The organism is Arthrobacter sp. MYb229, from assembly GCF_002975405.1.
Lineage (GTDB): Bacteria > Actinomycetota > Actinomycetes > Actinomycetales > Micrococcaceae > Glutamicibacter.
In genome coordinates this window covers 64,279-90,068 of record NZ_PCPS01000010.1, presented here as the reverse complement: position 1 = coordinate 90,068, position 25,790 = coordinate 64,279, and the positions used below count along the sequence as shown (strand labels likewise).

26 protein-coding genes are annotated in these 25,790 nt (G+C 63.9%); 20 read left to right on the top strand and 6 right to left on the bottom strand.

Annotated features, from left to right (window positions below; translation table 11 throughout):
• The first annotated feature begins 104 nt into the window (after positions 1-104).
• The 6 genes from CQ019_RS17705 (at position 105) to CQ019_RS17680 (ending at position 7,290) form a co-directional block, all read left to right on the top strand.
• Positions 105-1,322 carry a sarcosine oxidase subunit beta family protein gene (locus CQ019_RS17705; protein WP_096286670.1) on the top strand — a complete coding sequence of 406 codons (1,218 nt, stop codon included), beginning with the start codon at positions 105-107 and terminating at the stop codon, positions 1,320-1,322.
• A gap of 16 nt (positions 1,323-1,338) precedes the next feature.
• Positions 1,339-1,638, top strand: coding sequence for a sarcosine oxidase subunit delta (locus tag CQ019_RS17700; protein WP_105554468.1), 300 nt, complete (start codon positions 1,339-1,341; stop codon positions 1,636-1,638).
• Positions 1,635-4,544, top strand: a complete 2,910-nt coding sequence (locus CQ019_RS17695) for a sarcosine oxidase subunit alpha family protein (RefSeq protein WP_105570279.1) — start codon at positions 1,635-1,637, stop codon at positions 4,542-4,544. Before CQ019_RS17700 ends, CQ019_RS17695 begins: the two co-directional genes overlap by 4 nt.
• Positions 4,537-5,157 carry a sarcosine oxidase subunit gamma family protein gene (soxG, locus tag CQ019_RS17690; protein WP_105554470.1) on the top strand — a complete coding sequence of 207 codons (621 nt, stop codon included), beginning with the start codon at positions 4,537-4,539 and terminating at the stop codon, positions 5,155-5,157. Before CQ019_RS17695 ends, soxG begins: the two co-directional genes overlap by 8 nt.
• Before the next feature lie 182 nt (positions 5,158-5,339).
• Positions 5,340-5,831, top strand: a complete 492-nt coding sequence (locus CQ019_RS17685; RefSeq protein WP_181148614.1) for a universal stress protein — start codon at positions 5,340-5,342, stop codon at positions 5,829-5,831.
• 58 nt (positions 5,832-5,889) lie between these two features.
• The gene (locus tag CQ019_RS17680; RefSeq protein WP_105570278.1) at positions 5,890-7,290 is read left to right on the top strand and encodes a mycothione reductase; all 1,401 of its coding nucleotides are present in this window, start codon (positions 5,890-5,892) and stop codon (positions 7,288-7,290) included.
• Here the strand turns inward: CQ019_RS17680 and CQ019_RS17675 are convergent.
• Both CQ019_RS17675 and CQ019_RS17670 read right to left on the bottom strand, forming a co-directional pair.
• The gene (locus tag CQ019_RS17675) at positions 7,287-7,610 is read right to left on the bottom strand and encodes a CHY zinc finger protein (protein WP_181148613.1); all 324 of its coding nucleotides are present in this window, start codon (positions 7,608-7,610) and stop codon (positions 7,287-7,289) included. The two genes, CQ019_RS17680 and CQ019_RS17675, sit on opposite strands and share 4 nt — an antisense overlap.
• Positions 7,611-7,635: 25 nt before the next feature.
• On the bottom strand, positions 7,636-8,115 hold the full coding sequence (locus tag CQ019_RS17670) for a hypothetical protein (RefSeq protein ID WP_146112510.1): 480 nt from the start codon (positions 8,113-8,115) through the stop codon (positions 7,636-7,638).
• 268 nt (positions 8,116-8,383) lie between these two features.
• On the opposite strand from CQ019_RS17670, the gene CQ019_RS17665 reads away from it, so the two are divergent.
• The 4 genes from CQ019_RS17665 to CQ019_RS17650 all read left to right on the top strand — a co-directional run bounded on the left by CQ019_RS17665 (position 8,384) and on the right by CQ019_RS17650 (position 12,665).
• Positions 8,384-9,754, top strand: a complete 1,371-nt coding sequence (locus CQ019_RS17665) for an MFS transporter (protein ID WP_308727267.1) — start codon at positions 8,384-8,386, stop codon at positions 9,752-9,754.
• 273 nt (positions 9,755-10,027) lie between these two features.
• The gene (locus CQ019_RS17660; protein ID WP_181148612.1) at positions 10,028-11,464 is read left to right on the top strand and encodes an HNH endonuclease signature motif containing protein; all 1,437 of its coding nucleotides are present in this window, start codon (positions 10,028-10,030) and stop codon (positions 11,462-11,464) included.
• Positions 11,465-11,635: 171 nt separating this feature from the next.
• The gene (locus tag CQ019_RS18615; protein WP_181148611.1) at positions 11,636-12,109 is read left to right on the top strand and encodes a hypothetical protein; all 474 of its coding nucleotides are present in this window, start codon (positions 11,636-11,638) and stop codon (positions 12,107-12,109) included.
• A gap of 7 nt (positions 12,110-12,116) precedes the next feature.
• Positions 12,117-12,665 carry a CGNR zinc finger domain-containing protein gene (locus CQ019_RS17650; RefSeq protein WP_105570276.1) on the top strand — a complete coding sequence of 183 codons (549 nt, stop codon included), beginning with the start codon at positions 12,117-12,119 and terminating at the stop codon, positions 12,663-12,665.
• Positions 12,666-12,731: 66 nt separating this feature from the next.
• On the opposite strand, the gene CQ019_RS17645 is transcribed toward CQ019_RS17650, so the two are convergent.
• Positions 12,732-13,643 (bottom strand): LysR family transcriptional regulator, encoded by a 912-nt coding sequence (locus tag CQ019_RS17645; protein WP_258134089.1) that lies wholly within the window; start codon positions 13,641-13,643, stop codon positions 12,732-12,734.
• Positions 13,644-13,768: 125 nt separating this feature from the next.
• On the opposite strand from CQ019_RS17645, the gene mmsB reads away from it, so the two are divergent.
• The 9 genes from mmsB to CQ019_RS17600 all read left to right on the top strand — a co-directional run bounded on the left by mmsB (position 13,769) and on the right by CQ019_RS17600 (position 20,922).
• A complete protein-coding gene (mmsB, locus tag CQ019_RS17640) occupies positions 13,769-14,698 on the top strand; it encodes a 3-hydroxyisobutyrate dehydrogenase (RefSeq protein WP_105570275.1) in 930 nt (309 codons plus the stop codon).
• Between the two features lie 4 nt (positions 14,699-14,702).
• Positions 14,703-15,827 carry an alcohol dehydrogenase catalytic domain-containing protein gene (locus CQ019_RS17635; protein WP_105554479.1) on the top strand — a complete coding sequence of 375 codons (1,125 nt, stop codon included), beginning with the start codon at positions 14,703-14,705 and terminating at the stop codon, positions 15,825-15,827.
• Positions 15,828-15,868: 41 nt separating this feature from the next.
• Positions 15,869-16,060, top strand: a complete 192-nt coding sequence (locus tag CQ019_RS17630) for a hypothetical protein (protein ID WP_105570274.1) — start codon at positions 15,869-15,871, stop codon at positions 16,058-16,060.
• Positions 16,057-17,208, top strand: a complete 1,152-nt coding sequence (locus tag CQ019_RS17625; protein ID WP_105570273.1) for an ROK family transcriptional regulator — start codon at positions 16,057-16,059, stop codon at positions 17,206-17,208. The genes CQ019_RS17630 and CQ019_RS17625 overlap by 4 nt, the downstream gene beginning before the upstream one ends.
• A gap of 111 nt (positions 17,209-17,319) precedes the next feature.
• Positions 17,320-18,129 (top strand): polyphosphate--glucose phosphotransferase, encoded by an 810-nt coding sequence (gene ppgK / locus CQ019_RS17620; RefSeq protein ID WP_105570272.1) that lies wholly within the window; start codon positions 17,320-17,322, stop codon positions 18,127-18,129.
• A 6-nt stretch (positions 18,130-18,135) separates the two neighbouring features.
• On the top strand, positions 18,136-18,951 hold the full coding sequence (locus CQ019_RS17615) for a Cof-type HAD-IIB family hydrolase (protein WP_105570271.1): 816 nt from the start codon (positions 18,136-18,138) through the stop codon (positions 18,949-18,951).
• A 54-nt stretch (positions 18,952-19,005) separates the two neighbouring features.
• Positions 19,006-19,902 (top strand): IS5 family transposase, encoded by an 897-nt coding sequence (locus CQ019_RS17610; RefSeq protein ID WP_105554484.1) that lies wholly within the window; start codon positions 19,006-19,008, stop codon positions 19,900-19,902.
• Between the two features lie 190 nt (positions 19,903-20,092).
• Complete coding sequence (locus CQ019_RS17605; protein ID WP_181148610.1) at positions 20,093-20,491, top strand: SgcJ/EcaC family oxidoreductase; 399 nt, start codon at positions 20,093-20,095, stop codon at positions 20,489-20,491.
• Positions 20,488-20,922: a MarR family transcriptional regulator gene (locus CQ019_RS17600; RefSeq protein WP_105554486.1), complete on the top strand. Its 435-nt coding sequence runs from the start codon at positions 20,488-20,490 to the stop codon at positions 20,920-20,922. The genes CQ019_RS17605 and CQ019_RS17600 overlap by 4 nt, the downstream gene beginning before the upstream one ends.
• Positions 20,923-21,376: 454 nt before the next feature.
• Here CQ019_RS17600 and CQ019_RS17595 read toward each other — a convergent pair whose 3' ends face one another.
• Genes CQ019_RS17595 through CQ019_RS17585 form a run of 3 tightly spaced genes read right to left on the bottom strand, consistent with a single transcriptional unit; the run spans position 21,377 to position 24,097 of the window.
• Positions 21,377-22,603 carry an amidohydrolase gene (locus tag CQ019_RS17595; RefSeq protein WP_181148609.1) on the bottom strand — a complete coding sequence of 409 codons (1,227 nt, stop codon included), beginning with the start codon at positions 22,601-22,603 and terminating at the stop codon, positions 21,377-21,379.
• An 11-nt stretch (positions 22,604-22,614) separates the two neighbouring features.
• Positions 22,615-23,334, bottom strand: a complete 720-nt coding sequence (locus CQ019_RS17590; protein ID WP_105570270.1) for a hypothetical protein — start codon at positions 23,332-23,334, stop codon at positions 22,615-22,617.
• A gap of 22 nt (positions 23,335-23,356) precedes the next feature.
• Positions 23,357-24,097: a DUF5058 family protein gene (locus CQ019_RS17585; protein ID WP_105554488.1), complete on the bottom strand. Its 741-nt coding sequence runs from the start codon at positions 24,095-24,097 to the stop codon at positions 23,357-23,359.
• 177 nt (positions 24,098-24,274) lie between these two features.
• Here CQ019_RS17585 and CQ019_RS17580 point away from each other — a divergent pair, with 177 nt between their 5' ends.
• Positions 24,275-25,771, top strand: coding sequence for an amidase family protein (locus tag CQ019_RS17580; RefSeq protein WP_308727266.1), 1,497 nt, complete (start codon positions 24,275-24,277; stop codon positions 25,769-25,771).
• Positions 25,772-25,790 lie beyond the last annotated feature (19 nt).

The following is a 25,790-nucleotide window of genomic DNA, read 5'->3' as shown; positions in this document are numbered from 1 at the left end:
GCTGATGGTAATGCTGGTGTGTTGCCGGAGTTGAAGCAGCGTGTGCTGGATCTGGCGCAGGCTCACCCGCTCTACCCAAACCTGCAGAAGATTGGAGCATAATCATGGCTGACCTGCTTCCCGAGCACCCAGAATTTCTCTGGAATAACCCGGACCCGAAAAAGTCCTACGATGCGGTGATCGTCGGCGGCGGCGGGCACGGACTGGCGACCGCCTACTACCTGGCCAAGAACCACGGCATGACAAATATCGCCGTCCTTGAAAAGGGCTGGCTGGCCGGCGGAAATATGGCCCGCAACACCACCATCATCCGTTCGAACTACCTGTGGGACGAATCCGCAGGCATCTACGAGCACTCCCTGAAGCTCTGGGAGCAGCTGCCCGAGGAACTGGAATACGACTTCCTCTTCTCCCAGCGCGGAGTGATGAACCTGGCCCACACCCTGGGAGATGTGCGCGAATCGGTACGCCGCGTGGAGGCGAATAAGCTCAACGGAGTGGACGCCGAATGGCTGAGCCCGGAACAGGTCAAGGAAGCCTGCCCGATCATCAACATTTCCGACGACATCCGCTACCCGATCATGGGCGCCACCTACCAGCCCCGTGCCGGCATCGCCAAGCATGACCACGTTGCCTGGGCCTTCGCCCGCAAGTGCAACGAGCTGGGCGTGGACCTGATCCAGAACTGCGAAGTCACCGGAATCCTCAAGGACGGCAACAAGGTCACCGGAGTGAAGACCAACCGCGGCACCATTCTCGCCGGCAAGGTCGCCCTCGCGGGCGCCGGCCACTCCTCGGTGCTGGCCGAAATGGCCGGCGTCGACCTGCCGATCCAGTCCCACCCGCTGCAGGCACTGGTCTCCGAACTCTTCGAACCGGTGCACCCGACGGTGGTCATGTCCAACCACATCCACGTCTACGTCTCGCAGGCGCATAAGGGCGAACTGGTGATGGGCGCGGGCATCGACTCCTACAACGGCTACGGCCAGCGCGGTGCCTTCCACGTGATCCAGGAGCAGATGGCGGCCTCCGTGGAGCTCTTCCCGATCTTCGCCCGAGCCCACGTGCTGCGCACCTGGGGCGGCATTGTGGACACCACCATGGATGCCTCGCCGATCATCTCCAAGACCCAGGTCGAGAACCTCTACGTCAACTGCGGCTGGGGAACCGGCGGCTTCAAGGGCACCCCGGGTGCCGGCTGGACCTTCGCGCACACCATCGCCAACGACGAGCCGCACAAGCTGAACAAGCCGTTCGCGCTGGAACGCTTCGAAACCGGCTACCTCATCGACGAACACGGCGCCGCAGCCGTGGCCCACTAAGAAAGGGAACCAACTCATGATGCTGATTGACTGCCCGAACTGCGGGCCACGCAACGAAACCGAATTCAAATTCGGCGGCCAGGCGCACGTCGCCTACCCGGACGACCCGCAGGCGCTGAGCGATAAGGAATGGGCGCAGTACCTGTTCTACCGCAAGAATCCCCGAGGCATCAACGCCGAACGCTGGGTGCACGCCGCCGGGTGCCGCAAATGGTTCAACGCCCTGCGCGACACCGTCACATACGAATTCAAGGCAATCTACGGCGCCGGCGAAGCCCGCCCGGAACTGCAAAACACCGAGGGAGGCACCCGATGAGCACCACCGATTCATACCGTCTGGACGCTGCGCAGGCAGTCGACGCCCGGGTGGACTACGCGCAGCCGCTCGACGTGAAGCTGAACGGCCAGCCGCTGTCCGCGTTGCGCGGGGATACCCTGGCCAGCGCGATGCTGGCCTCCGGCATCCGCCGGGTGGGCGACTCGCTGTACCTGAATCGCCCGCGCGGCATCTTCGCCGCCGGGGTGGAGGAGCCCAACGCGCTGGTCCACATCCACGCGCGGCACAGCGACGACGTGGACGAGTCGATGCTCGCCGCCCCGGTGGTTCCCGCCGCCCAGGGGCTGTCCGCCCGCACCCTGTCGGGCCTGGGCACCATGGACCCGCGCAAGGACGAGGCCTACTACGACCACGCGCATGTGCACACCGACGTGCTGGTGGTCGGCTCCGGTCCGGCAGGCCTGGCCGCCGCCCGCGAGGCCGCCCGCAGCGGGGCGCGGGTGATGCTGCTCGATGAGCGCGCCGAAGCCGGCGGACGGCTGCTCGACGCGCCGGACGAACAGATCGACGGGATCGACTCCTGCCAGTGGATCGCCCAGGTCACCGCCGAGCTTGAGGCCGCAGAGGAGACCACCCACCTGCAGCACACCACGGCGCTGGGCAGCTACGACTCGAACTACGTGATCGCCGTGCAGCGCCGCACCGCGCATCTGGACGATGCGCCGGCTCCGGGGGTTTCGCGCGAACGCGTCTGGCATATCCGTGCCGGGCAGGTGGTGCTCGCCACCGGCGCCCACGAGCGTCCGCTGGTCTTCGAGAACAACGACCGCCCGGGCATTATGCTCGCCGGCGCCGTGCGCTCCTACCTGAACCGCTACGGGGTGCGCGCCGGCGCGCAGATCCTCGTGGCCACCACCAACGACTCGGTCTACCCGCTGGTCACCGAGCTGGCCGCCAGCGGCGGGGTCGTCGCGGTCGTCGACGCCCGCGAAAACGTCTCGGTGGCTGCCGCCGAGGCGGTCGGCGCCGGGGTGCACGTGATCACCGGCTCGGTGGTCGTGGATACCGAGGCGGGCGCCAACGGCGAGCTGTCGGCCGTCTGGGTCGCCAGCCTGGATGCGCAGAACAACATCGGCGCCGCGCAGCGCCTGGCCGCGGACACGCTGGCCATCTCCGGCGGCTTCAACCCGGTGGTGCACCTGCACTCCCAGCGCCAGGGCAAGCTCGCCTGGGATTCCACCGTGCACGCGTTCCTGCCCGCGGCACCCGTCGCCAACCAGCACCTCGCCGGTTCGCTCACCGGCCGCTTCGACACCGCCGGCGCGCTGGCCGGGGGCGCCGCCGCAGGTGCCGCGGCGGCCACCGCCGCCGGCTTCGCGACGATCGCCCGCGTGCCCGAAGCCATCGAGGTGGCCCTGGGCGAAACCCGCCCGGTCTGGCTGATCCCCTCGCGCCAGGGCGAGGACGCGGTGCACTACAAGCACCACTTCGTGGACCTGCAGCGCGACCAGACCGTGGCCGAGGTGCTGCGCTCCACCGGAGCGGGCATGCGCTCGGTGGAACATGTGAAGCGCTACACCTCGATCTCCACCGCCAACGACCAGGGCAAGACCTCCGGGGTGGCAGCCATCGGCGTGATCGCCGCGGTGCTGGGCATCGAAAACCCGGCCGAGATCGGCACCACCACCTTCCGCGCCCCCTACACCCCGGTCTCCTTTGTCGCCCTCGCCGGGCGGAACCGCGGCCAGCTGCTGGACCCGGCCCGCATCACCGCCATGCACCCCTGGCACCTGGCCCAAGGCGCCGCGTTCGAGGACGTCGGGCAGTGGAAGCGCCCCTGGTACTACCCGCAGGCGGGCGAGGACATGGACGCGGCGGTCTACCGCGAATGCGCCGCGGTGCGCGACTCGGTGGGCATGCTGGACGCCAGCACGCTGGGCAAGATCGAGATCCGCGGGGCGGACGCGGCCGAATTCCTGAACCGCATCTACACCAACGGCTACACCAAGCTGAAGGTCGGCATGGGCCGCTACGGGGTCATGTGCCACGCGGACGGGATGATCTTCGACGACGGGGTGACCCTGCGCCTGGCCGAGGACCGCTTCCTGATGCACACCACCACCGGCGGCGCCGCGGAGGTGCTGGACTGGCTGGAGGAGTGGCTGCAGACCGAATGGCCGGAGCTGGATGTCGTGTGCACCTCGGTCACCGAGCAGCTGGCCACCGTCGCGGTGGTCGGGCCGAAGTCCCGCGCGGTGATCTCCAAGCTCGCCCCGGAACTGGACGTGTCCAACGAGGCGTTCAAGTTCATGGCCTTCGTGGACACCACGCTGGAAAACGGCACCCCGGCACGGATCAGCAGGATCTCCTTCTCCGGGGAACTCGCCTTCGAGATCGCGGTGCCGAGCTGGTACGGGCTGGGCACCTGGGAGGCCGTCTACGCGGCCGGCGAGGAATACAACATCACCCCGTACGGCACCGAAACCATGCACGTGCTGCGCGCCGAAAAGGGCTTCATCATCGTCGGGCAGGACACCGACGGCACGGTGACCCCGCAGGATGCGGCCATGGGCTGGGTGGTCTCGAAGCTGAAGGATTTCGTGGGAAACCGCTCCTTCAACCGCGATGACAACCAGCGCGCGGACCGCAAGCAGCTGGTCTCCGTGCTGCCGGTGGACAAGACCCTGCGCCTGCCCGAAGGCACCGCGCTGGTCGGAGCCGGAACCCCGGTCACCCCGGCCGACGGCCCGGTCCCGATGGAAGGCTGGGTCACCAGCTCCTACAACTCGCCCGCGCTGGGCCGAACCTTCGGCCTGGCCCTGATCAAGAACGGCTTCAACCGCATCGGTGAAGTCCTCAAGGCCCCCGTCGGCGACCAGCTGGTCGACGTCGAGGTCTGCGAAACCGTACTCTACGACCCGGAAGGCAGCCGCCGAGATGGCTAAGCACAGCGTGATCGAACCAACCACCGACCTGCGCCGCTCCCCGGCCGCGCACCTGGCCGAGGCGATGGCCCAGGCCTCCGTCGCCGGGACGCGCGCCGTCGCATTGCGCGAGATTGCGCTGGCCAGCGCGGTGTCGCTGCGCGCGGTTCCCGGCAGCGCCGGGCATCAGGCGCTCGCCGAGGCCACCGGCGTGGGCTTGCCGACCGGCGTCGGCGAGGTCGCCGGGAGCGTAGCCGGCACCGCGGTGCTCTGGCTCGGGCCGGACGAATTCATGGCCTTCAACGCCGCCGGACAGGAGCTCACCGAGCCGCTGGACTCCGCCCTGGGTCAGGCGCCGGGCCAGGTGATCGACCTTTCGGCGAACCGTGCGGTGCTGGAGCTGCGCGGTGCCGGGGCCACCTTGGTGCTGCGCAAGAGCTGCCCGGCCGATCTGCATCCGCGGGCCTTCGCGGTCAACCAGGCGATCACCACCACGGTAGCGAATGTGCCGATCCTGCTCTGGCGCACCGCGGAGAACAGCTGGTATGTCATGCCGCGCGCCTCGTTCACCGAACATGTGGTGCACTGGATGATCGACGCGATGGCCGAGTTCGCCGCGGACCCGGTCAGCTAGGCACAGCACGTTCGACAGCAGCAGGGCACCTGGCGGGCCGGTCCATTTTCGGGCCGGCCCGCCGGTGTCCGGCGGCAAAAATTTGCGGACAAGACTCCGGCGCGCTGGCATACTGGGATTAGCGACGCAATCTCGTTGCGGCGGATGGGAATCCGCACTCGGCACGATCCGTGGGAGTCATGATGACCGAGCGTATTTTGTTAGTTGGGGTTGAACCGGGACAGTCGCCGACGGTCCTCGAAGCCGTCATCGAGCTGGCCGAGGCCACGGGCGCGAAGATCATGTGCCTCTATGCGGACTCCGGTCGTTTTGTCACCGAACGCCTGCCCACCGGGGAAATTGTCGAAGACACCACCTTCGATGGGGATGAGCAGTTCCAGCAGGATTTCTCCGCGGCGCTCGCCGAACAGCTTTCGCAGGCCTTCGCCGGGACGAAGGTCAGCTGGGCGGCGCGCACCGTCGCCGGCGATCCGGCCAAGGCGTTGATGCGGGTGGCCGATGAGCTCAACGCGCAGCTGATCGCCATCGGCACCCGGCGTCCGGGGCTGCGCAGCCGGATGGAAGAACTCATGGACGGATCGATCGCCGTCGCGCTGGCCCATCGCCAGTCCCGTCCGGTGCTCGTCGTCCCGCAGGTTCCCGGATTCTTCGAGGCGCAGTCCGCGAGGTCATGAAGCTTCGCCCGGAGGCGAAAATAGCTCTGCGGAACCGCCGCTGGCCTACGATGAAGCCATGACTCGGCGCAACGTAGATCTCGCAATCATTGGCTCAGGTTCCGGCAACTCGCTGATTACCGACTACTGGGACGACAAGCAGGTAGCCATCGCCGAGGGGTCGACCTTCGGCGGCACCTGCCTGAACGTGGGCTGCATCCCGACGAAGATGTTCGTCCGCCCCGCCCATCTGGCCCGCGGCATCGAAGAGGCGGCCCGGCTCGGGATGCAGCTGGCCGTGGAGAAGATCGACTGGCTCGCCATCCGCGATCGGATCTTCGGGCGCATCGACCCGATCTCCGCCGGCGGGGAGGACTACCGCAAGCGGCTGGAGCACGTCGAGCTCATCTCCCAGTTCGTCACGCTGCGCGAGGGCAAGACCCTGCGGGCCGAAGACGGCACCGAGATCACCGCCGAGCAGCTAGTCATCGCCGCCGGATCCCGCCCCACCCTGCCCGCGCTGGAAGGCATCAACCTGGACGGGGTGCACACCTCGGACACCATCATGCGCCTGGCGCAGCTTCCCGAACGGCTGGTGATCATCGGCGGCGGCTACATCGCCTGCGAGTTCGCCGCCATCTTCTCCGCCCTGGGCTCCGAGGTCATCCAGCTGGTGCGCTCCGGGGCGCTGATGCGCCACCTGGATGCCGAGATCAGCGAGGCCTACAACGCGGAGGCGACCGCGCACTGGCAGGTGCGCTATCACACCGAAGCCCGCGCGCTGCGCCCGGCCGACTCCGGGCTGGACGTGGAGCTCGGGGGAGAAACGCTGCGTGCCGATGCGGTGCTCGTGGCCATCGGCCGCACCCCGAATACGGATCTGATCGGCGCGCGGGAAGCCGGCCTGGATCTGCACGAGGACGGCCGGCTGCAGGTGGATGAATACCAGCGGGTGCTGCGCGGCGGGCAGCCGGTGGTTGGCACCTACGCGCTGGGGGACATCAGCTCCGAAACGCAGCTGAAGCATGTGGCGAACTACGAGGCGCGGCTCGTCGCCCACAACCTGGAGCATCCCGGAGAGCTGCGCAAGAACTCCGACCGCGCGGTCCCGGCGGCGGTGTTCACCCACCCGGAACTTGCCACCATCGGGCTCACCGAGCAAGAAGCGCGCGCGCAGCTCGGCGCGGAGCACCTCACCGTGAAGACGCAGAAATTCGGGGACACCGCCTATGGCTGGGCGATGGAGGACCGCACCGGACTATTCAAGGTGCTCGCCGACAAGCGCACCGGCAAGCTGGTCGGTGCCCACGCCATGGGGCCGGAGGCCTCGAACCTCATCCAGCCGGTGATTATGGCGATGAACCTGGGCATCGATGCGCACACCGCGGCCACCGGCCAGTACTGGATCCATCCGGCGCTGATGGAGGTCGTGGAAAATGCCCTGCTCGGATTGGACGTCCCGGACTCGGGGCTGCTCTAGACCTCGAAATACAGTTCCAGGTGCAGCTTGCACCCGGGGTTGAAGAGCGCGGCGCAGGCGGGGCAGGTACTCGCGCCCAAATATTGCGTGATGCTCAGCTGGGCCTTGCAGACCCCGCAGAGCACCGCCGGTTCGCCGAAGCGCTCGGCCGGCCAGAGCCGTACCTGGTGCCCGGCAACTTCCGCGTGGCACAGGTGGCACGGATAGTACTGTCCGCAGCAGAAGTGCTTGATGGCGATGACATCGAAGTCCTGATGGTAGTGGGCGCAGCGCGTTTGCGGGTCGACCTCGACCCCGAGGACTGCGGGTGTATCGCTCATTTGTGCTCCTTATCCATCACGTAGCCTACTCATCGACGAACACCGTGACCCAAATTTTGGAGTCCTTCTCGGCGGTAATTTCTATTCGTTGCTCCGTGGGCCGGGCGCCTACCGGTGCGCTCATGCTGCTTGCGCCCTGGGTGGTGCACCCTCCGGTGGCCGAGCTACTGCCGTGGTTCGTGAGCTGCAACTCCCAATCACCGCTTCCGGTGCAGAGCACCGCAGCGCCTAGCTGCGTGTGCTCATCGGGAAGAGAAGCAACGTCGACAGTGATGCTTCCGCTGCCGGTGGCTTGGGCAATGATCGCTGCCTTCGGATTGGTTGAGGATAACGCAGCTTGCTGTTGGCCGAACATTGCGCCATCGCTCTCATCGCTGCCTACGGGCTGGTCAGCGGAAGCTTCTGGTGTCGGGTCGATCTCTGATGCATCCCCGGTGCAACTAGCCAATGAGAAAGCCAGTGCCGCTAGCAGGGTGACGACAGGCAAAGTTTTTATCATCCTCATGGGAAAATCATAGGTCTCTTCGACTGTCTGCGCTACAGCGGCGCTGGAACTGCTCGGCGCGGCAAACAGCCGGCGCTCGCCGGCAGATCGCGGCACCGCATCCCCGCCCGACCCGAAGCCGTTGTGCATTGATGCACGCTCAATGTGCGAAAGAGGAGCCCGTATTGGCGTGCTGACACCTACCTTCCAAGTGTGATCTAGGACATACTCGTGATTGATCATCACAGGTGGGGTTCGAAATCGAATCTCTTGGCTGGAAGGAAAACCATTGGTATCCGAAACCTCAACCAAGGCCGAACGCAAGGGGCTGCGCCGCGTCGTCTCCGCTTCCATGGCCGGCACCGTCGTGGAATGGTACGAATTCTTCCTTTATGCCACCGCCGCGACGCTGGTCTTCAACAAGGTCTTTTTCCCCGAATCGGCCAACGAGCTGGATAACATCATCAAGGCGTTTCTGACCTACGCGGTCGGTTTTGTCGCCCGCCCGATCGGCGGCATCGTCTTCGGCCACTTCGGCGACAAGTACGGACGAAAGCACCTCTTGCAGATCGCGATTGTGCTGGTCGGCGCGACTACCTTCCTCATGGGTTGCCTGCCGACCTTCGACGCGATCGGCTACGCGGCACCGATCCTGCTGATCGTGCTGCGCTTCCTGCAGGGCTTCGCCGTCGGCGGCGAGTGGGGCGGCGCGGTCTTGCTGGTGGCCGAACATGCGCCGAACAAGGAGCGCGGCTTCTGGTCCTCATGGCCGCAGGCGGCGGTGCCGATCGGCAACCTGCTGGCCACCATCGTGCTGCTGGTGCTCTCCTCCACACTCAGTGAGGAAGCCTTCCTCGCCTGGGGTTGGCGTGTGGGCTTCTGGCTTTCGGTAGTGATCGTGGTCGTCGGCTACTACATCCGCACCCGTGTCTCGGACGCCCCGATCTTCCAGGAGGCCAAGGCCGAGCTGGAACAGAACGCGGCAGCCGGATACGGCGTCAAAGAGGTCTTCCGCCGCTACCCGCGTGGGGTGTTCACGGCCATGGGCCTGCGCTTCGGGGAGAACATCATGTACTACATGGTGGTGACCTTCTCCATCACCTACATGGCCACCCAACTGAAGATGGATACCTCCACGATTCTCGGGTTGATGCTGCTCGCGCACATCTTCCATGCGGTCCTAGTGCCGCTGGTCGGCAGGATGACCGACACCCGTGGGCGCCGACCGGTCTATGCCACCGGGGTGATCCTGATGGCCTTCTGGGGCGTGATCGCCTTCCCGCTGTTCAATACCGCAAACGACTTCGTGATCCTGTTGACCATCACCGGTGGCTTGGCCGTGCACGCATTGATGTATGCCGGTCAGCCGGCGATCATGGCAGAAATGTTCCCCACCCGCATGCGCTACTCCGGTGTCTCGCTGGGCTATCAGGTCACCTCGATCGTCGCCGGGTCGATGGCGCCGATTATCGCCACCTTCCTGCTGAAGGTCTATGGTTCTTGGGTGCCGGTGGCCGGTTACATCGTCTTCGCCGCGCTTGTCACCATGGTGGCCGTCTACTTCATGAAGGAGACGAAGGGGATTAGCCTGGCCGCTATCGACGAGCAGGACCGCATCGACACCGGGCTGCTCAACGAGGCGGTAAAGGTCAAAAAATAGGCAGAAGAACGCGGCCGGCTCCGCGCAGGGGCCGGCCGTTGCCATGCCACGATGAGGTTCTAGCAATCGTTGCCGCATCGCAGAGCAGCATCGGAAGTGAACCTGATTCGCCACTCAATACTTTTCCACATTGGGCTAAAACCCCGCTCAAACAGTCCGTAGCCCGCGAGATCATTGAACATGGGACTACAAGAGATATTTCAGAGCGACGATGATACCCATCGTCTCCCGCTGAACCCGCCAGGACACCGGGTTGCTTCCCATCCTGACGGGTTGTTGACCTCCTTGGTTGAGCATGAGAAGTATTTCAGCCAGATCGCGGCGCTGGCCGCCGAACTCTACAACCTGCCGCCGTTGCAGGATCCGGGCTCAGGGCTGGTGCGGCTGCAGAAGCTCGCGAGGCTGCGGCGCATGCTCGACGCGGCCGAGGCGGTGACTCTTTCGGACTCGGTGGAACTGGTCGCCCAGGTCGTGGCCGAAAACAGCAGTGCGGATCCGAAGACGGAAACCGAGCAGCAACGCCGTGAGCGGATCAGCGCGAACTACTACGGCGTGGACCCGGCCGCCGAGCAGATCATCCGTTCGAACTTCATCGCCGAAGCCGCCGTGGCGTTGCGTGAGTCCGAGGAGAAGGTCCGCGGGAAGCTGTTCATTGCCGACGGGCTGCGCCATTTGTGCACGGACACGCTGGATGCTTTGGCTGCCGGGGAGATCACCACGAAGGCGGCGGGGGATATCGTGAAGCAGGCTCAGGATTTGGGGTCCGCCGATATCCGGCGGATGGAGCATGTGCTGTTGCCGATGGCGAAAACCGCGTCGGATGCGGCCGTGAGCCAGCGTGCTCGGCGGATGCATGACCGGATGAACCCCGAATCGGCGCAGGAGCGCCATGAGGCGGCGAAGGAGTCCCGGGCGTTGACGCATTGGAGTGAAGCGGACGGGATGGCGGCGTTGAAGTTGCGTGCTCCGGCGGCGGATATTATTTCCATGGTCAACACGGTGAAGTATTTCGCGAGGCATGATGTGGATCCTGACGATTCCCGTACCCAGGGGCAGCGGGAGGCTGATATTTTCCGTGATGCCCTGCTCGATGGGTGGCCGGCAACGGGTGGGACGCCGTTGAAAACGCGGGTGGCGTTGACTATCCCGGCGGTGGAGACCTTGGCGGATCCCAAGCGGGCGTTGGCGGATTTGGAAGGGTATGGGCCGATCCCGGTGGGCACGGCCTTGGCGTTGGCGAAGGACGCTCCGTCGATGCTGCGGGTGCTGACCGATCCGTGGACCGGGGCCGCGATCGATGTGGGGCGGCAGAAGTATCGTCCTTCGCAGGCGTTGAAGGATTTGTTGCGGGTGCGGGAGGTGCATTGCTGCTTCCCGGGGTGCCGGCGTACCGCGGAGACTTCGGAGATTGATCATGTGGAGGATTGGGCCAAGGGCGGGCACACGGATCGGAGTAATACGAAGTTGCTCTGCAAGCGGCATCAGATGTTGAAACACGCGTTGGGGTGGCAGTCGATTTACCGCCCTGATGGGTCGGTGGGTTGGCGGACTCCTCATGGGTTGGTCTGTCTGGAGTTGCCGGGCAGCGTTCAGGTGGTGCAGAACTTCGATCACGTTCATGACCGGACTCCGGTGCGGGAGGTGGGGCTGACTGATCGGGTGCGTCGGGTGTTGGGTTGGGTTGATCCGCCGGATCGGATTGCTAGCTAGTTGCGTTGCTGGGTTGTTGGGTGAGTGATTTTTTCATTCACCGCCGCTAGATCACATTACCTATCTGATACTTGTTTACCGGTTGCCGGGGGCGCGGTGTTCTTGGTGCCGGCTACTGGTCTGCGTGGCGTGTGTCTTGGTGGCTGGTTGGTGGTCGGGTTTGGTGGCTGAGTGAAGAATATTCTCAGTCAGTCGGTGCCCTGGTTCGTGCGGCGCGAGGCAGATTTGCTGATCGAGTGGGCTGGCCGTGCGTGGGTGACTGAAAAATTTATTCATCTGTGTTCGGGCGCCAAGTTCGTGGATGGTGGTCCGGTTGCCGCGAAACGGCAGCCCGGTCTGCGGGTGCTCGGACCGCTGTTCGGCAGAGGAGAGAAACCGTCAGTTGCTCCTCTGCCTCACATTGCTCGATGCCCGATCTGGCAGGGGGCGCAGCTCGGCGCTCAGCGGCGTTGGTACGAGGTTCGTTTGGTTCTGGATGTCGACTCGCCGCACTCCACATTCAATGCAACGCACGTAGATGACATAGCCGATCGAAGTAGGGTGCTTGGACTCGCTGATCCAGCTGTGCTCGTGGGTGCCGACGAGCGACGTGTTTTGCTGAGTTTTGATGTTCTGTTCAATGTGCATACTACTACCATGATGTAATGGTCTTATGCATCTCAACCCTTACGGAGAATATGCGGTTCTGCTAGCTGCCTCGCTCGCCTCGTCCTGGCCGGAAGACCGTGCCGGAATCGTCTCTCGCGCACGGGAATTCGGAATGACAGTTCCCTTTCCCGAGGAAAGGGGGGACTACAATGCGGTTCGCCGTGTCATCGACGACTGGCTGACCGTGGTGGATGCACCAGACCCGCAAGAGCGTGCGCGCATCCTCAATGAGCACATGGCCACCGCCTCTGCGTATCCGCGGCTTACCGACCACGATGATGAAGGGTGGCATCTGCACTATCGGGATGCCGACGCGCGCGCCTTGCCCCACGTGCTCTCGGCTGTTTTCAGCGTGGGCACCGCCTTGCATCTCACGACCCGTGGGATGCATCGCCTGCACCGCTGCGCTGCGGGATCGACGCCGGGGGATCCCTGCACGGCGGTAGTGGCCGATGTGACGCGCAACGGCAGGCAGCAGTATTGCTCGGTGCGCTGCGCGAACCGGGCGGCTGTCCGCAGACACCGTGCCCGAGCAACGGCGGGCAGCGACTAGTGCGGACTGGCAGCAAGCGAGGGGCGACGGGTTCGCGGCCGCCCTCCGCCTAGGCAGTGCACCGGTTCAGCAGGGGAAGGGCGGGATGAACCAGGTGCCATGTGCGGCGGCATCGTTCAGCGCACGCACCGTCGCCTGAACCGCCTTGTTGCGCAGCGCCTCCTCGCGGCCCACCAGCCAGTATTCCGAGGTGTAGGAGAACCGATCGTGCAGCACCGGCACCAGGTTCGGGTACTGCTCGGAGAGGAAGACCGGCAGCAGGCCGAGTCCGGCGTGGTTCATCGTCGCGGCGAATTGCACGGCGATGCTGGTGGAGGACACCGAACGGCGCATCGGGGGAAATAGGCTGGTCGCGTCGTCGAGCTTGTCCACGGTCAGCGCGGTGTCGATGTAGTAGTTCAGGTAGTGCTCGCGCAGATCTTCCAATGCGGTGGGGGTGCCGCGGCGCTCCAGATATTCGGCGGTGGCGTAGAGCCGCAGTTCATAGTCCATCAGCTTCGAGGACACCGCGCGGCGCACATGCGGTTCGCCGATGACGATCTCCAGGTCCATGCCGGTGCGTGTCTGCCGCGCCCGGGTGGTTTCCGAAACGATCTCGAATACCAGCTGCGGGTGCTCTTCGTGGAGCCTGGCCAGCGCCGGGGCGGCCAGGTGGGCGCTGAACGCGTCGGGCGCGGCGACCCGCACATGCCCGGTGAGCTGTCCGGTGTCCTCCTCGGTGCCAATCGCCGCCACCGCCTGTTCGATGGCCTCGGCGGAAATCATTGCGCGCCGGCCCAGATCGGTCAGCTCCCAGCCGTTCGGCGTGCGGGTGAGCAGCTGTCCGCCCATGGCTTTCTGCAGCGCGGCGATGCGCCGGGAGATCGTCGAATGGTTGACCCCGAGCACGCTCGCGGCAGCGGTGTAGCGGCCCAGGCGCGCCACCGTCAAGAAGGCGATCAGGGATTCGAGGTGGCGGTAATCGATCTGGCGGTCCATCCATACAGTGTGCACCAGCGCACAGCAGTGTTGCAATAATGACCTTTCCTTGTGCGTTGAGGTTGTGATCCGCCGCATCTACGCTGGGAATTAGTTAGGTCAACAAGGCTACGGAGGGTACGGCAATGAGCGTTTACGCATGGATCGGCTTGGGCAATATGGGTGCTCCGATGAGCGGGAACCTGGTGCGTGCAGGGCATACGGTGCGCGGTTATGACCTGAACGCCGAGGCCTGTGCCGCGGCCGAGGCGGCCGGCGTGCAGATCGCGGCCAGCATCGCTGAGGCGATGACCGGCGCCGACGCGGTATTCACCATGCTGCCCAAGGGCGAGCATGTCCGTGCGGTGTACGAGGCGCCCGAGGGGGTGTGGGCCAACGCCACGAGCGATATGCTGCTGCTCGATTCCTCCACCGTGGATATCGAATCCTCCCGAGCGCTGCACGAGGGCAGCGCGCAACGCGGCCTGGACTTCGTCGATGCGCCGGTCTCCGGCGGGATCTCCGGGGCGGCGGCCGGCACGCTCGCCTTCATGCTCGGCGGCCGGGCCGAACTGATGGACCGGGCGGTGCAGCTGATCTCCCCGATGTCGGCCAAGACCATCGTCGCCGGCGGACCGACCTCCGGGATCGCGGCGAAAATCTGCAATAACATGATGCTGTTCATCGACCTGATGGCCAGCGCCGAAGGCTCCCAGCTGGCCGAGCGCCTGGGGCTTGATGCGAAGGTGTTCTGGGAGATTGCCTCGGTCTCCTCGGGGCGTTCCTGGGCGCAGCAGACCTGGTACCCGGTGCCCGAAGTGATCGACACGGCGGCGGCGAACAACAATTTCGAGGCGACGTTCCGCGTGGATCTGGCCCGCAAGGACGTGGGCCTGGCGCTGGACGCCGGGGCGCTGACCGGGATCGACCTGCCGGCCGCCACACTGGCCCGGGAGCACTTCGACAGGCTCATCGCCGAAGGCCTGGCGGACAAGGACTGCTCGCTGATCGTGAAGAATCTGGTGCCCGACGGAGTGGTGCGCGGCTACACCCCGCAGGTCAGCGTGGGGCGGTAACGCAATGCGCAGCATCCGGGCCGCCGTCCTTCAGCAGTCGGGGGCCGCACGCCCCTACGCGCAGAGCAAGCCGCTGCGGGTTACCGAGGTGCAGCTGGCCGAGCCCGGGCCCGGCGAGGTGCTGGTGCGCATCGAGGCTGCCGGGTTATGCCATTCGGACCTGTCGGTGATCGACGGCAACCGGCCCCGCCCGCTGCCGATGGTGCTCGGCCATGAGAGCGCCGGACTGATCGAGGCGCTCGGCGCGGGAGTCAGCGACCTGCACGTAGGCCAGCGGGTGGTCTCGGTCTTCCTGCCGCGCTGCGAAAACTGCGCCGCCTGCGCCACCGGCGGCAAGCTGCCCTGCACGGCCGGCAGTGCGAGCAATGCCTCCGGCACCTTGCTCAGCGGTGCGCGCAGGCTCGCGGCCGAGGGCCAACCGCTGCACCATCACCTGGGCGTTTCGGCCTTCGCCAGCCACGCGGTGCTGGACCGCCGCTCGGTGGTGCCGGTCGGCGCAGACGTGCCGCCGGCGGTGGCGGCGGTGCTCGGCTGCGCGGTGCTCACCGGGGGAGGCGCGGTACTCAACGCGGGCCGGCCGGTGCAGGGCCAATCCCTGATGGTGCTGGGCCTGGGCGGAGTGGGCATGGCGGCGCTGCTGGTAGCCATCGCCCATACCGCCGGCTGGACCCGCCCGGCCCGGCTGATCGCGGTGGACATGAACCGCGATAAGCTCCAGCGCGCCCTGGAGCTCGGGGCCACCGAGGCGCTCACCCCGGATCAGGCCGCGGATAGGGGGATCACCGCAGACGTGGTGATCGAGGCCGCTGGCCACCCAAAGGCGTTTGAATCCGCGGTACGCGCCACGTCAATCGGCGGCACGCTGGTGACCGTGGGGCTCCCGGCTCCCGGAGCGCTTGCCGAAATCGAACCGCTCGCGCTGACCAGCGGCGCGCGCACCCTCATCGGTTCCTACCTCGGCTCGGCCATCCCCGCCCGGGATATTCCCTACTATGAACAGCTCTGGCGCGACGGGCTGCTGCCGGTCGAGGAACTGCTCACCGGCCAGCGCCCGCTGAGCGAAATCAATTTGGCCTTCGACGAGCTCGCCGATGGGAGCACCATCCGCCAGCTGATCGCCTTCGACTGACCGCGTCGGACGAGGTCGCCAGCCGTGATAGTTTAGCGATTATGTCCGTGAAGAATGACCCGCCCGCCTTGCCGAACCTGCGTGAGGCCGGTGGGATTCCCGCCGCCGGGGGAAGCATCCGGTCCGGGCTGCTTTTCCGCCGCGCCGCCTCCCTCGGCGATTACCTGCTCGCCCACGGCTTGAGCGTCCGGCAATTTGAACGGCTCGGGGCTCGGCTGGTGGGCAGCCGGTGAGCACCTCCGCGCCAAGCACCGGACCGCGCGCCCTGGCCACGCTGACCGATAGGCAGATCTTCGATTATCTGTGCCTGCACCAGCCCGCCACGCGCACCGACATGTCCGATTCCTTGGGCCTGTCCAAACCCACCGCTTCCCAGGGGATCTTGCGCCTCCAGGAGAACGGCCTGGTCAGCTCCGTAGCGGCCGAATACGATCCGAAGGCCGCGGTCCGGCGCGGACGCGCCCCGGAGAGCTACGGAATCAACCAGGATTTTGGCCATCTGCTCGGGCTGAGTCTGGAAGCCGGCACGCTGCTGGGCCGCACCACCGATCTGTCCGGCCGGACCGTGGCCGACGCACACCTTGCGGTACCCATCGAGGCCAGCGCCGAGGCGGTGCAGCAGCTGGCCGCGGGCATGGTGCACGAACTATGCGACGCCAGCCCCGGGAAAACCCTTCGCGCGGCACTGTCGCAAAGTTCGCCGGTGCAGCGCGCCGGAGAGCGGAGCACGGCGCTGCCCACCCCGGTTTTCGCCGGTTCCTCGGCCTCTTTGGCGCCGGTGGTGCACGAGCTGACCGGGGCCCCGACCAGCTTGGACAATGACGTGAACTGGATGGCGCAGGCGCAGATCGCACTCGATGCGGGCCGTGCTGCCCAATCCTTCGTGCTGCTCTACGTGGGTCCCGGTATCGGCACGGCCTTGGTGATCGACTCCAAGGTGCATCGCGGCGCCAGCGGCACCGCCGGCGAGCTGAGCGGGCAGCGCTTCGCGGAACACACGTTCCTGGAGCGCTTGAGCCATGCCGGGCTGACCGAGGCGGACAGCTCCCGGGTGGATTGCGCCCGGCTGCTGCGGGCGCTGCGTGGGGAAGAGCCGGCCGATGATCTGGTCGCCGGGCTCACCGAGCTGCTGGCCGAGGTGCTGGGCAATCTGCTGGCATTTTTCGATCCGCACCGCTTTGTGCTCTGCGGTCCGCTGGCCCCCTTCGAGTCCTTCACCTTTGCGCTGCAAAGCGCATTGGCGCGTAGGATGGGGCCGGGGAGAACCGTGTTTGAGATCAGCACGCTGGGCGAGGATGCGGCACTGCACGGGGCTTTGCATGGGGCGAGGTCCAGGTATCTGGCGCAGCTTTGGTCAAGTTACCGGGCAGAAGGCGTCTAGGCGTTGACTGCGAAGCTCGCCGCTAGCTATTGTAAAGAGTCCTTAATATAGTTTCTGGTTTGCTTGCCGTGCGATACCCCACGGCCTGAACCTCTTGCAGGGGAGTACCTGATGGCAACATCTGACGCATCGGCAGCTGAGTCGCAGTACGCTGCCATCGGCCTTGACATGGGCGGCTCATCGATCAAATACGCCTTGGTCGACGCCGCCGGAAAGCTCGTGGAGAGCACCTTCGGCCAGGCCACCACGCCGGACGGCGCCCACCCGGACGCCGTGGCCCAGGTGATGTCGGAGATTATCGGCGAGCTGCAGCGGCTCACCGGCGAAGAGCTGGACGGTATTCCCGCCGGCGTCACCGTGCCCGGCGTGGTGATCGACGGGGTAGTGCATACCGCCGCGAATATCGACGAGGCCTGGATCGGGCTGGACGCCACGTCGATGCTGAGCCAGGTGCTGGGCCGCGAAGTTTCCGTGCTCAACGACGCGGACGCGGCGGGCATGGCCGAGGTGTACGCCGGCGCCGGCTCCCAGGACGGCCGGCCGATCAAGGGCAGCACCCTATTGCTGACCTTGGGCACCGGCATCGGATCGGCGTTCTTCCGCGACGGGGTGCTCTTCCCGAACGTGGAGTTCGGGCACCTGGAGATCGACGGATTCAACGCGGAGAGCAAGGCCGCCGCCCGGGTGATGCGCGAAGAGAACCTCAATTGGGAGCAGTACATCGCGCGCCTGCAGCGCTACCTGTCCCACGTCGAATTCCTCTGCAGCCCGGATTTGATCGTCATCGGCGGCGCGATCTCCGAAGACCATGAGCAGTTCTTGCCGCAACTGAAGCTGCGGGCCAAACTCGTGCCGGCAGAATACAACAACGCCGCCGGGGTGCTGGGCGCCGCGCATCGCGCTTTGCACTCGGGCACTTAGGAACCTATGCATACCATTGACCCGAACGCCCAAATCAAGCTCGTCGCCGTTGACATGGACGGCACCTTCTTGGACGGTGAGGGGCAAATCCCCGAGGCGGCCTGGGCCGTGATCGACGAACTGCAGGTGCAGGGCATCAGCTTTGTCCCGGCCTCCGGGCGGCAGTTCGCCACGCTGCGCGAACAGTTCGCGCAATTGGGCGAAATCGCCATCATCGCCGAGAACGGCACCGTGGTGATGCACGGCGAGAACGAGATCTACTCGAACATCATCGCCGGAACATCGGTCGCCGCGGTGATCGCCGCGGTCCGCGCCCAGGAACAGCTGGATGCCGGACTGGTGCTCTGCGGCCGGCGCACCGCCTATGTGGAACGCAGCGACGCGGCCTTCACCGCCGCGATCGCCCCGTACTACCGTGCGGTGCAGGTCGTCGAGGACCTGACTCAGGTGCAGGACGAGATCATCAAGATGGCGGTGAACGTGGGCACCGGTGCGGTGCAGGAGATGGCCGCGGCCCTGGAAGTTCCGCTGCAGGTGGTGATCTCCGGAAGCCATTGGGTCGATGCCATGAACCATGGGGTGCACAAGGGCCTTGCGCTCAATGCGCTGCAGGAAAAACTCGGCGTCGGGGCCGATGAAACGGCCGTCTTCGGCGACTACCCGAACGATCTGGAAATGATCAAGGCCGCCACCTATTCCTTCGCCATGGCCAACGCCCACCCGGTGGTGGCCGCCGCGGCGAACTTCACCGCCCCGGCGAATACCGAGCACGGGGTGCTGCAGGTTCTGCGCGCCTACCTGCAAGGGCGCAGCGAGCTCTGAAACGCTAGGGCGTGTCTTATAAAGGTTGAGCGGTCTGGCTGAGACTCTGGAGGGGTGTCGCGCTTCCAGCTCCTCTCCGATGATCAGTGGGCGTTGATCGCGCCGGTCCTTCCGTCCCGAACGGGCCGCCAGGGCCGCCCGTTCTCGGACGCGCGGGCGATCGTGGAGGGCATCATCTACCGATACCGGTGCGGGATTGCGTGGCGCGACCTGCCGCGAGAGTTCGGCCCATGGCAGACCGTGTGGCGGTGGCACCGCAACCTCGCCGGCGACGGCACCTGGGACCAGATCCATCAGGGGCTGCTGGCCGCCGCTGATCGGGACGGGAAGATCGGCTGGACGGTGTCGGTGGACTCGTCGATTGCCCGTGCGCATCAGCACGCGACCAATGTCACGCGCCCCACAGGGGCTGGATTGAATTACACGGATCCGGCCGTCGAGCAGCCTGATCACGCGGTCGGACGCTCCCGCGGCGGGCTGTCGACGAAGATCCACCAGCTTGTCGACGACCATGGGCTCCCGATGGTGGTCGCCGTTGCGCCCGGCCAGTCCGGCGATGCGCCCGCGTTACTGCCACTGCTATCCAGGCTCCGTGTCGCGCGCCCACTCGGGCGTCCCCGCACGCGTCCCGACGCGGTCCGTGGAGACAAGGCGTACTCCTCCCGCGCAATCCGCGCCCACCTGCGCGATCGCGGGATCCGCGCCGTGATCCCGCAACCGCGCGATCAGCAGGCTCACCGCAAACGACGCGGGTCGCGCGGCGGGCGCCCTCTTGGCTTCGACGCAGTCGAATACAAGGGGCGCAACGTCGTGGAGCGGCGCTTCAGTGATGTGAAGCAGTGGCGTGGGCTCGCGACGCGCTACGACAAGCTCGCGATCGTGTTCCGCGCCGCCGTGGTGCTCAACGCGGTGATCGCCTGGACCCAGCGATGTTTACAAGCCATGTCCTAGAGAGCGCGATCGACCACTGAGCTTCACATTGGAACGACGACCCCCAACCGTTCATGTGGACTGAGACCGTCGAGGACATCATGATCAAGATCACACGAGCACGAGCCACCCCCCAGCGATGCATCACACCACTTGAATGCTTCATGCGCGTGAACTACTATGGAGACAACTACTCGGGAGGATGACGGAAATGGATACACCTGAAGCATGCTTGGACCGCATCCGCGATGCATGGAACAACGCAGATGCCGAGGCGTACGGTGCCGAGTTCGAAGAGGATGCGACTTACGTGGCCTGGTCCGGCGAGCTGCAGCACGGCCGCCAGCGAATCGTCGAGGGCCACGCGGAGATTTTCTCGAAGTGGCTCGATGGAAAGAAGATGCGGGTGACGCCGATCCGGAAGGTGCAGCTTTCGGAGACCTCGGCAGTGTTCACCACCGTCGGCGGCTTAGGTGCCGAGGATACGCCTCACGACAAGTTTCAGACGTTCACGTTCGTACGTCGTGGACAGCGGTGGTTCTGTACCGCCTACCAGAACACCAAGATGGATGAGTCGGCAAAGGTAATGTTCAACGCTCCGCACCTATGACCGACGACGCAAATCTCGCTGCGCTGTTCGTGCAAGTCTCGGACCGGGTGCGCAGCGTTCGCCGCGGTGATCTGGCGGTCCTCGACGCAGCGTCGGTGACGGCAACCCAGGCGATCCTGCTTGATCGAGTGGCGCGCGGCGCGGCATCGACTCCCTCGACGATCGCTTTCTCGCTCGGGCTGTCACAACCTTCTGCGACGCAGATGATCGATCGTCTGGAAACTGCGGGCTACCTACGCCGTACTAAGAGTCCCGTCGACCGGCGGAGCAAGACGATCACTGTCACTGCGAAGACCAGAGCCCTGTTGGAGCGGCTCGCGCGCGCGCGCTACAACGATGCCGAGGCTGAGATGACCGCACTGTCGCCGGCGACCCGCCAGGCGTTGGCTCATGCGCTCAGCGCGGCACTCGATGAGCTCGCCTTGCGGTGAGAACCGAGAACCAGCCTTCGAACATGTTCAGTCACGACGCGAACTGAATCGCTCTGAGTTTCGTCCCTATCGGGTTCCCTATCCAGCGAGCGTTCGCTGGGCTGATTCGGTCGCGGCGCTCATACCGAGCAGGCCGAGGCGGCATGCCGCACCGCGGACATCAGGTTCGGTCGACCGCCGCTCGCGCGCGCTTCATCGAGCATCCGGAGGGCGCGCTCGCGCATCTCGGGAGAGCATCTCTGGTTCGGTTCCATCCTTGCATGAAGAACGGAACGAAACCCAGGGCGGTTCACTCCGACAAGCTCGCGATCGTGTTCCGCGCCGCGGTGGTGCTCAACGCGGTCATCGCCTGGTCCCAGCAATGTTTGTGAGACACGCCCTAGCTGCCTGAGTAGCGGGAATCCCCCGGGGGCGAAGCCTGAACTAACAGTCCCCGGGGGATTCCGGACGATCCCTATCTGGCCAGGTAATGACCAATCCCAGCCGTTGCCGCACGTACGCCGGTTGCCAGCGTTGGTTCGTAGTCCGGTAGGAAATACGGCGAGTGGTTGACTGGAAAATCGCCTGTGCGCGGCAAAAATCCGCCGAAAAACCAATATACGTACGGAACGGCTATTTCATCCCCTAGCGCGCCGAAATCTTCCGATCCCATAGCCGGGGGCAGCTCTGCTACTTGGTCGGCACCCAACTCTGCAGTCAGTGCCTGCTTGATTCGTTCGGTGTGTTCCGGATCGTTGTGAAGTTTCGGGAATGAATTGAGCTTCACGATTTCAGGAATTGGTGCATTGGAAGCGGCGGCTTCGGACTCGACTATTCGTTTTACTCCGCTGAGGATCTTGGAGCGTGCGCTGTCGTCGAGGGTGCGGATATTCAGCGTGAATTCGGCGTGATCGGGAATGATATTTTCCTTCAGACCCGCGTGGAAGGTGCCGCAGGTAACTACGGCGGGCGTTTGTGGATGCAGCTCTCGGGATACTAGACCCTGCAAGCGCGTGATCGTATGCGCTCCAAGCAGGATCGGATCAATAGAGTCCTGCGGCATAGAACCGTGTGACTGCTTACCGCGCAAGGTAACTTTTAGCGAATCAGCCATGGCCATGGCCGGTCCGCTAGTGATTCCAATGGAACCGGCGGCAAACGGAAAGACGTGCTGGCCCAGTATTACGTCTGGTCGCGGTGCCTTGTCCCAAAGTCCGTCGTCCAGCATGGCTCGGGCTCCGGCGCTTGTTTCCTCACCGGGCTGGAAGATCCAGACGATGGTACCGCTCCAAGCGTCGGTCTGTTCGGACAACAGAGCAGCTGACGTCAGAGCGGCAGTCACATGCGTGTCATGTCCGCAGCCATGCATAACAGGGACTTCGGTGCCGTCTGCCAACGTGCCGCGAACACCGGAAGCGTAGTCGGCGCCGGTATCCTCCGCGATAGGAAGGCCGTCGGTATCGGCCCGGAACCCGATGACAGGCCCCTCGCCATTGCGCTGGATCCCGACTACACCGGTTCCACCGCACGCGAAGTTCTCGATACCTAGTGCATCGAGCTGTTGCGAGATGTAGGCTGCCGTCCGATGTTCCTGCATGGAGAGTTCCGGGTTGGCATGCAGATGACGATACATCTCGTGCATGGCCGAGGTTTGCTCGCTATCTAGAGTTGTGCTGAGCGAGGCGGTAATTTCGTGGTTCATGGGGGATCCTTTTAGTCTTCGGGGCTTGCATGGACAGTCCGGCGATTCCGGAAAATCCAGGAAAATATGATGGAAGATACTACAACCAGAGCGGTAGCGAACAGCGCCAGCGAAGGCACCAGAGGAATGACAGCGAAATACATGATTAGTGAAAGCAGGATTGCGATCAGGGTTGGTCGTGGTTGCTTCATTGCAACTATCGCTTGAACTAGGACTGCACCCATCAGCGACGGCAGGATGTAGATGCGGGCAACTTCGATCATTTCGGTTGGAATGACCGAAATCATCCAAGAACCGAAGAAGCCGACAAAGACCAGCAAGCTGGTCAGATGGACAGTGGCAGCCCCGCAAATCGCCATGACGGCGGCCAAATCCCCACGCCGTGTTCCTGGCTTGGCATCGATTGAGGATTGGGCCACAATGGCCGCCGGCAGCAGCTTGTTGGAGATGTTGCCAATCATGAAAGCTTGATACATAGCAGCTGAGCCGAGGATGGGGAAGTAGGTCAGCGGCTCCACAAACCAGAAGACCCCGAAGGTGGCGGCCACAGCCGCGAATGCCACCCAGATCATTGCTGGGCTGATCTCAAGATCGGTGAACAGCACGAGATAGGCCGGGCCCAGCAGCGAGAAGAGCAATCCAGCCGTCATGGTGATAGAGCCATAACGTGTGGTTTGCTTCTCGAAACGGGCCATCGAGGCATCAGCGTTAGTTAAAGTCGGTGTGCTCATCACTTAATTCCTTTCACATTTCCTATGCGGTGTGCATCAGGTAGCCGGCGGTGATCGAGATGAGGATCGCAAAACCCAAAGACCATTCCTTGAGCCACTTGGCATTCAGTGTTTTGGCGAGGAAGAGGAATAGGGCCATTGATGTCGCGGAGATTAGGACCAGCATCATATGGATATTGGATTTGGGGATTTCGGCGATGGTAAGCATGCTGAAGGCGCCGAGTAGTGCGGCGCTGGGAATCAACGCCATGGCAGCGGGATTGCGTTTTGCCAGGGACTTTCCACCACGCTTCAGTATCGGGGTGAGCAGCAGAGTGCATAGCATCCACATGCCACCAGACAAGCTCATGGCTATAAAGGCGACGGCAAAAACCTGTTGGGTATACGTATCGCCGCCCAGCATCGACCCCATGGACTGCGCAGCGAGGTTGGCGCTCGCCGTTTCAGTTGATGCCGAACCGATTAGCCCAATGCGTACCAGTACGGCAGGCGTTCCGAACAGGGCTAGTAGAGCGATGGCGACCAGCACAACCGAAAGCGATGGGCCTATGGATGCGACAGCGCCAGCGCGGAAGGCCTCTTTAACTTCGCGCAGCGGCATGTCGACATGTGGAGCAGCCGCTTTGGTGGCTTTGACGTAGAGAATCGTCTGAATAAAGATAACGGCGAAGACACCCAGAGCGCATATCCATAGAAAAGGGATATTGGCTATGGCCCAGATGTCGGTCGAACCTGGATTTCCTGCTGAAAGTGGTAGGCCCATGGGACTCTCCTAAATTTCGCATCAACTTTGTGATGTGGATCTCATGAAATAAATAGTGCCCTGCGCGTCTGGTTGCGGCAAGGAACTGGAGAAATCGCCAAATAAGTGGCCGGATCCTGCAAAACTCACTATTTTGAGCACCCCTATTCCCCATGTCGCCACTAGCGAGTGAGGATTGTGGCATACGTCGCACGACTGTTGATGTCTGAAAGGTTTGTCATGAATGAGATCCAGCGGCTCAGCGCTGTAGAGCTGACCAATAAAATTCGAAGCCGAGAATTATCTGCCCGCGAGGCCCTTCAAAGCCATATCCAGGCAATCGAAGCTGTCAACGCACAGGTCAATGCCGTTGTCACCACTGACTTCGATCGCGCGTCGACCTTGGCTGCTACCGCCGACGAGATTACCGCTCGCAATGGGGAAGTTGGTGTGCTGCATGGCTTGCCGATGACGCATAAGGATACGTTCAATACGGCAGGATTGGTCTCCACTCAGGGTTCATTGGCACTGCAGCACTACGTTCCAGAACATGATGACTTGCAGATCGCCAGGCTGGCTGGGGCCGGAGCCATCCGAACTGGCAAAACCAATGTTCCAGAATTTGGAGCCGGTTCGCACACTTTTAATGAAGTTTTCGGTACGACCACTAATCCGTTTGCCCCGGATCGATCCGCTGGCGGTTCATCCGGCGGCGTGGCAGCAGCGGTTGCGGCTCGCATCCAGCCACTTGGCGACGGATCCGACATGGGCGGTTCACTGCGCATTCCAGCTAGCTTCTGCAATGTTGTTGGGTTCCGGCCCTCGTACGGTGTGATTCCAATGGAATCGCCGTCCAACGCATACTCGTGGCTAGCTCGCTCAGGACCGATCGCGCGCACTGTGGAAGATATCGCGCTATTTATGCGCGCTAGCGCGGGGGACACCGCACTTCCTACGCCAAATACGCTCAAGGCAGAGGATTTTGTTGCCCCAACGCCAAATTTGCGTGGGGTGCGCATTGGATACAGCTTCGATTTTGGTATCGGAGTGCCAGTTGAGCCAGAAATCATCGAAGTCCTTAGATCCCAGTTATCCGTATTCGAAGCCGCTGGTGCCATCGTGGAACAAGGGTGCATAGATTTCACGGATGCCGATGAGGTCTTCGGAAATACCCGAGCGTTTGATTTCGCGACGAACCTAGGTGAACTCGTACGCAGCAAGGAATCACTTATCAAGCCAGAAGTGATCTGGAATGTGCGAAAAGGGTGGGCGCTGGACGGCGAATCAATGATTTCCACGGTTGCTGCGCGTACGCGGCTGGAACAAGCCGTCCAGGCTTATTTCTCCAGATATGACCTGTTCCTTTCACCTGCCGCGCAGGTCCTGCCGTTTGATGCCGCTATCCGCTGGCCTGAACAAATTGCGGGAACTCAGGCTGAAACTTATCTTGATTGGATGCGCTCCGCCTGCTTGCTCTCGGCCACCGGGCTTCCGGTGATTTCGATGCCTGGAGGATTCACTAAATCCGGGCTTCCAGTCGGCTGGCAACTGGCTGCCAATCACTATCAAGACGTCAACTTGCTTAATTGGGCCGCCGGATATGAAGAACAAGCGCCCTTCGCAGCAACGGCGCCCCTGCTTGCGACCAACCCGCAATCTGTGTTGGCCAATCCGGTCCGAACGATCAGCGCATAGTTGGAAAGGTAGCGAAAAC

Coding starts and splice junctions, on each gene's coding strand:
- CQ019_RS17705 (WP_096286670.1), top strand. CDS start 105: ATGGCTGACCTGCTTCCCGAGCACCCAGAATTTCTCTGGAATAACCCG.
- CQ019_RS17700 (WP_105554468.1), top strand. CDS start 1,339: ATGATGCTGATTGACTGCCCGAACTGCGGGCCACGCAACGAAACCGAA.
- CQ019_RS17695 (WP_105570279.1), top strand. CDS start 1,635: ATGAGCACCACCGATTCATACCGTCTGGACGCTGCGCAGGCAGTCGAC.
- soxG (WP_105554470.1), top strand. CDS start 4,537: ATGGCTAAGCACAGCGTGATCGAACCAACCACCGACCTGCGCCGCTCC.
- CQ019_RS17685 (WP_181148614.1), top strand. CDS start 5,340: ATGACCGAGCGTATTTTGTTAGTTGGGGTTGAACCGGGACAGTCGCCG.
- CQ019_RS17680 (WP_105570278.1), top strand. CDS start 5,890: ATGACTCGGCGCAACGTAGATCTCGCAATCATTGGCTCAGGTTCCGGC.
- CQ019_RS17675 (WP_181148613.1), bottom strand. CDS start 7,610: ATGAGCGATACACCCGCAGTCCTCGGGGTCGAGGTCGACCCGCAAACG.
- CQ019_RS17670 (WP_146112510.1), bottom strand. CDS start 8,115: ATGAGGATGATAAAAACTTTGCCTGTCGTCACCCTGCTAGCGGCACTG.
- CQ019_RS17650 (WP_105570276.1), top strand. CDS start 12,117: ATGCATCTCAACCCTTACGGAGAATATGCGGTTCTGCTAGCTGCCTCG.
- CQ019_RS17645 (WP_258134089.1), bottom strand. CDS start 13,643: ATGGACCGCCAGATCGATTACCGCCACCTCGAATCCCTGATCGCCTTC.
- mmsB (WP_105570275.1), top strand. CDS start 13,769: ATGAGCGTTTACGCATGGATCGGCTTGGGCAATATGGGTGCTCCGATG.
- CQ019_RS17635 (WP_105554479.1), top strand. CDS start 14,703: ATGCGCAGCATCCGGGCCGCCGTCCTTCAGCAGTCGGGGGCCGCACGC.
- CQ019_RS17630 (WP_105570274.1), top strand. CDS start 15,869: ATGTCCGTGAAGAATGACCCGCCCGCCTTGCCGAACCTGCGTGAGGCC.
- ppgK (WP_105570272.1), top strand. CDS start 17,320: ATGGCAACATCTGACGCATCGGCAGCTGAGTCGCAGTACGCTGCCATC.
- CQ019_RS17615 (WP_105570271.1), top strand. CDS start 18,136: ATGCATACCATTGACCCGAACGCCCAAATCAAGCTCGTCGCCGTTGAC.
- CQ019_RS17605 (WP_181148610.1), top strand. CDS start 20,093: ATGGATACACCTGAAGCATGCTTGGACCGCATCCGCGATGCATGGAAC.
- CQ019_RS17600 (WP_105554486.1), top strand. CDS start 20,488: ATGACCGACGACGCAAATCTCGCTGCGCTGTTCGTGCAAGTCTCGGAC.
- CQ019_RS17595 (WP_181148609.1), bottom strand. CDS start 22,603: ATGAACCACGAAATTACCGCCTCGCTCAGCACAACTCTAGATAGCGAG.
- CQ019_RS17590 (WP_105570270.1), bottom strand. CDS start 23,334: ATGAGCACACCGACTTTAACTAACGCTGATGCCTCGATGGCCCGTTTC.
- CQ019_RS17585 (WP_105554488.1), bottom strand. CDS start 24,097: ATGGGCCTACCACTTTCAGCAGGAAATCCAGGTTCGACCGACATCTGG.